General features: G+C 33.0%; 5 protein-coding genes. 3 read left to right on the top strand and 2 right to left on the bottom strand.

Going from position 1 to position 5,108, the window contains the following annotated elements:
* Window positions 1-44 precede the first annotated feature (44 nt).
* Together ACI9TV_RS15745 and ACI9TV_RS15740 are read left to right on the top strand one after the other, a co-directional pair.
* Window positions 45-566 (top strand): hypothetical protein, encoded by a 522-nt coding sequence (locus tag ACI9TV_RS15745; RefSeq protein ID WP_415251772.1) that lies wholly within the window; start codon window positions 45-47, stop codon window positions 564-566.
* A gap of 74 nt (window positions 567-640) precedes the next feature.
* Window positions 641-1,324, top strand: a complete 684-nt coding sequence (locus ACI9TV_RS15740; protein WP_415251771.1) for a Fic family protein — start codon at window positions 641-643, stop codon at window positions 1,322-1,324.
* Window positions 1,325-1,397: 73 nt separating this feature from the next.
* Here ACI9TV_RS15740 and ACI9TV_RS15735 read toward each other — a convergent pair whose 3' ends face one another.
* Together ACI9TV_RS15735 and ACI9TV_RS15730 are read right to left on the bottom strand one after the other, a co-directional pair.
* Window positions 1,398-3,695, bottom strand: a complete 2,298-nt coding sequence (locus tag ACI9TV_RS15735) for a hypothetical protein (protein WP_415251770.1) — start codon at window positions 3,693-3,695, stop codon at window positions 1,398-1,400.
* 213 nt (window positions 3,696-3,908) lie between these two features.
* Complete coding sequence (locus tag ACI9TV_RS15730; RefSeq protein ID WP_415251769.1) at window positions 3,909-4,157, bottom strand: hypothetical protein; 249 nt, start codon at window positions 4,155-4,157, stop codon at window positions 3,909-3,911.
* A 73-nt stretch (window positions 4,158-4,230) separates the two neighbouring features.
* Here ACI9TV_RS15730 and ACI9TV_RS15725 point away from each other — a divergent pair.
* Window positions 4,231-5,108: hypothetical protein (locus ACI9TV_RS15725; protein WP_415251768.1), on the top strand; the 878-nt coding region annotated here is incomplete at its 3' end.

Below are 5,108 nucleotides of genomic sequence, written 5' to 3'. Positions count from 1 at the left end.
CTTTTAAAATAGACTTATAGGTCTAGTTAATTCAAGGATAAATAATGTTTATAATTACACCAATAAAAGTCGAAGATGCATCAGGAGATTTAAAACTTCTTTACAAAAAAATTCAAAAAACTTTAGGTTTTGTTCCTCCGCACTTTGAGTTGTTTGCAACAATAGACATGCAATCATTAAAAGATTTTCTAGATTACAACCTCTATTTTTCTAAACATCCAAAGATTAATGCAGATATATTGCCATTTCTAAGGCTGTGTATTGCCCAAAAAGAGTGTCGGAGATACTGTATAGCTTTTAATACTAAGATGTTAGTTTCCAATGGAGTTAATAAAGAAGTTCTAAGTGATATAGGCTCAAAAATTCAAGAACTTCCATTCAAGATAGAACAAAAATTGATTTTATCAAAAGTTTTATATGCTATATATAATGCAGATAAATTTTGCAAAGATGATTTACAAGAACTTTACAGTGCTAATTTTACTGATAAAGATTTTTATGAACTGCTTAGCTATGCTACAAATTTTATGGCAAAAAGTAAAATGATAGAAGTCTATATAAAATAATGCTAAAATAGCACATCATAATTAGCATGTTAACAATGATTGATTGGCAACTAAACTAAGTGAGGAACGCATAAATGAATAAATTAAATGAGCTATCACTAAAACAAAGAGAAGAACTTTTTAGACAACTTCGTATCTCAATCACTCATCACTCAAATGCGATGGAAGGAACAACACTCTCGTACGGTGAAACAAAAGAGTTACTTGAACATGGAAATACGGCAGGAGACAAGCCACTGCATGAACAGCTTGTAATCTTAGGATTTGCAAAAGCTTATGATGTCATAGTTCGTGAAGCTACAAATAAAGAAAATATTATTGATAGTAGTTTTATAAAAGATATTCATGCAATTATGTTTGAAGATGCTCTACATGTAGCCCCACAATTTATTTCAAAGCCTATTGGAGCATATAGACTAGATGAGAGGTACATTAAAGGTGTAAATATAAAACTATCTGCCCCTAATAAAATATCAAATGATATTGAAAATTTACTTTATAGATTTAATAGTAATAATATGAGCTTGGAAGATATTGCAGAATTTCATATTTTATTTGAACGAGTTCATCCATTTGCCGATGGCAATGGAAGAGTTGGAAGATTAATAATGGCTTTTCAAGCTATACAAAATAATATCGTACCACCTCTCATTGAAAATGAACATAGAAGCGAATACTTAAAAGCTATTAATAATAAAAGTGAACTTTTTAAGTTTATAGATGAGAGCATTCGAAACAGTATGGATTTAATAGACTAAAAAGTACAACAAAACCTAGGAACTAATAAATTACCTAGCGAAAATTTATAGTTCTATTCGACCGTTACACCATCTACCGACCTATAGTTTTTGCAAAAGCTTCTAATGCAGTGTCAGAGTATTTGGCGACTTGTCCTCTCATTAGAGCTTTCATAGAACCACCATACGTTCCCCTCTTATAACCTTTTAATGCTATTGCAATATGTTTACTCCTCATATTTGCTACTATCACAGATTTACCCAAAGCACGTTTTTCAAAATTTCTACCATGACAACTATGGCATGCACGAGCATTTACTGACGAACTATTAGAATTATTTGTCCTTAAGTATTTCTGTCTTTTTTGTCGAGACTTTATATTTACTAAGTATTTCTGTCTTTTTTGTTGGGCTTGTTGTTCTTTTTTTACCTTCACCTTTTTATCTAGCTTTTCAAGTCTTCCTACAGCATTTTGATAGCCACTTTCTATGGCTAGTTGATACCAATAACGAGCTTTACTGTAATTCATACTTGTTCCCCAGCCAAACTCATAACAAAGCCCCATTGTACCTTGTGCTATACCCAGTCCACGTTCAGCAGCTTTTTTACACCACTGTAGAGCCAACACATCATCTTTATTTACGCCATGACCTGCACGATACAATTTACTTACACGGTAATATGCTAATGATTCTCCATGTTCTGCAGCTTTTTTATACCAATAGAGTGCAGAAGAATAATCTCGGGGAATCTGTTCGCTACTTTCATAAAGCTGAGCCAACCTAAACTCTGCATTTACATTACCAAGCTTTGCTGATATCTTATAATGTTTAAGTGCCTGCTTATGATTTTTATCTCTTGTTCTACCTTTTTCATATTGGTATCCCAAACTATATTCTTGTACACTTTTCTGTTGCAAGGATATTTCAGCTAACTTTTCTATTTTTTTCTCTAACTTTACAAACTCTTCTTTGGAATATGTGTCGTTTCTATCCATACCTTTTTTAAACCAATCAAGCGCTTTTCTCAGATCTTTTGCAACTCCATGCCCACCAGATTCATATATCCATCCGATAACTCCACATGAGTAAGCGTCACCCTGTTCTTGAGCTTTTTTAGACCAGTACATAGCTTGTTTATAATCTTGTCGTGCTCCTTTCCCTTCCATATAGATATAAGCAAGTGATTTTTGTGCATAAAGATTACCTGCTCTTGCCAATTGTAAAAGTATTTTAAGGGCTAGCTTATCATCTTTTACATCATCAACATTTTTATATATATGTACTAAACTTAATTGTGAATCAACATCAGATTGTTGTGCAGCTTTTTTGTACCAAACTATTGCCTCTTTTATATCTATATCAACGTAATAACCCTTTTCATACATTTGCCCCAATGCACTTTGTCCTTTAACATCTCCAAAATACGCAATAAGATGATATCGCATAGAATCAAACCAAGTTAAGTCTTTAACTTCAACAACTGCTTGAGTAAATATATGAAATATAAAAATAACAAGAAATATAATACTTGCAAAACCAATATATGATGAAAATTTGCTCTGTATTCTTTCATATACAACTGGTTCATGGAGTGCTGAAGTAGATTGGTAACTTTGTAGCAGATTTTGCAATTCTTGAAATGTTTTAAAATATTTCGATGCATCATTAGAAACCATACGATTAACCAATCCACATAATTCTGCTGAATAAACTTTATTTGGCTTCAAGAGTTGTAAAGGCTCGCTGTCTCTAAAATTTTCTTTGTCCATCATCTCATAGAGTAGCTTTCCAAGTTCGTAAATAGAACTTCGTATCGCCTGCTCGTCAAAACTCATATATTCTACATAAGCTACTATAGGCTCTTGTGTTATATTATCAATTAGAAGAGTTTCTGGATTTAACAAACACATCTGTAATTTACGTTCTTTCAAAAGAACATAAGCTCTAACGATACTAAGTACAAGCATACCAATCTGCTTTTCTGAAAATATTTTTGCAGAATTACTTAAGTGCTGACGAAGTGTTGTTGTATTTTTATTGTATTTTGTCGATACAAATAGAGTTTTACTAGATTCGAAGGGTTCATATACAAGTGGAATAGAAGGATGATTCACCATTTTGAGATTATTATATATATTTTGAAATTCTATTTTTCCTATATGGAAGAGTTCACTCTGCATCGGATGAACATAAACCGTAGATTGCTCATCAACTTTATGATAATGCTTCGCTATAGACTCTGGAAAATATTCGTGTAACCATACTTCAAAATTATGTTTCATATCTTCAGCGCGATAAATAATGACATCCCTGCCGATGTGTTCTACATCTAAAATATAATAATCTTCAATATAAGTGCGTACTTTTAATACATTTTGTTTATTCATCATTATACATTTTATCATAATTTATAACTTTTTTTAAGGAAATTATCTCTCTTTCACGTTTCCATCAAGCCTAAGCACACCAAATACGAACTACTGACAAAATCAGTTAATATTGGACAATAATGAAAGTGTCGTAAAAGCAAGTTACAGTTACACCCCCGGGGTTGAATATGATATGTTATTACAAGTTACCTTTGTAGTTTTTCCAACATTTCATCAACAGATTTTTCCACTCACAGTATTGGTAAGAGATTTTGTCATAGACTTTCCAAATGAACATTGGGGCATACGGGCTTTGTCTGATTTTTTTCGTTCACGAGTTATATCTCTTGCCATACTATCAACTGCGTATTGATGATATTTTGATTCATTCAATAGTTTGGTAAACTGAGGATAAGTTTCTTCGAACTTTGCAATTATTGTTTTAAAAGAATCAACTTCTTTATCTGGACATATTGGCAACACCTTTTTTTAAATGATAATCTTACATTTATCTGACATTAGTATGATAGCATTAGGATAAATAAAAAGGATAATAATGAACACATTCCAAATAACAAACTTACTACAAAAATTTTCAGGTGTAATGGTAATTACCTTTGTGCTTATTTTTGTTAACAATGCGGCTGCCAACTCTTCTCCAAAGTCTGAGCCTACACGCTGTGTTTATCCTGGGCCTTTAGGTGGTACAACACTCTATAATAACAGCTACGTAGCTCTTAAATCAGATCCTAAAACTCCAATCGAAAAATGTGATTTCGGTTCAAGCTGTAGACAAGATACAAGGTTAGACAATGGCAAGGCACAATGTATTCGCTCTACTACTAATAAAGAAAGCCCTTACTATAACTTTGGGTGTGGACAATACACGGAGCACATACTTTTTCAAACAAACCTTGAAGTCGATTGTCGTTGTCGTGTGACAGGGACTGGACATAAGTATCTCAACCCCAATGATAAAAATACTGACCCTGAAGAAGGGATTATCAACTGTGCTAATCCAAAAAAACAGATGACCAACCGATGGCCTGTAAAATACGGAAAGGGACCAAAATTTGATGCTTGGAAACAACAAAAAGCATCAACAAGATGGACAGGAGGAATCTTTCGTCCGCAAACGCGTGAGTTTTTTTCAGTTGTTAGATGGACTAATCCAAACTATCAAAATGCAGGAACTATTGTTGCATGGAATATAGACACCAAAAACAGACGAGTTGTTTCAGGCTTGTATCCTGATAAACGCCGTGGAATGAAAGAGTATGGTTCAGGATATTTATCAGATGGAATTCGAAAAAACCATCAAAAACAACCACTTACTGGACCATCTATTATGAAATGGGGTAGCGATGGTATGATTTATCTTTTAGCAGGTGGTTCTGGTGAATCAACAGGTAAGCGTTCTGAAATAATTAAAAT

Origin of the sequence: Sulfurimonas sp. (genome assembly GCF_047622445.1) — a bacterium.
GTDB lineage: Bacteria > Campylobacterota > Campylobacteria > Campylobacterales > Sulfurimonadaceae > Sulfurimonas.
This window is presented reverse-complemented; position numbering and strand designations above follow the sequence as displayed.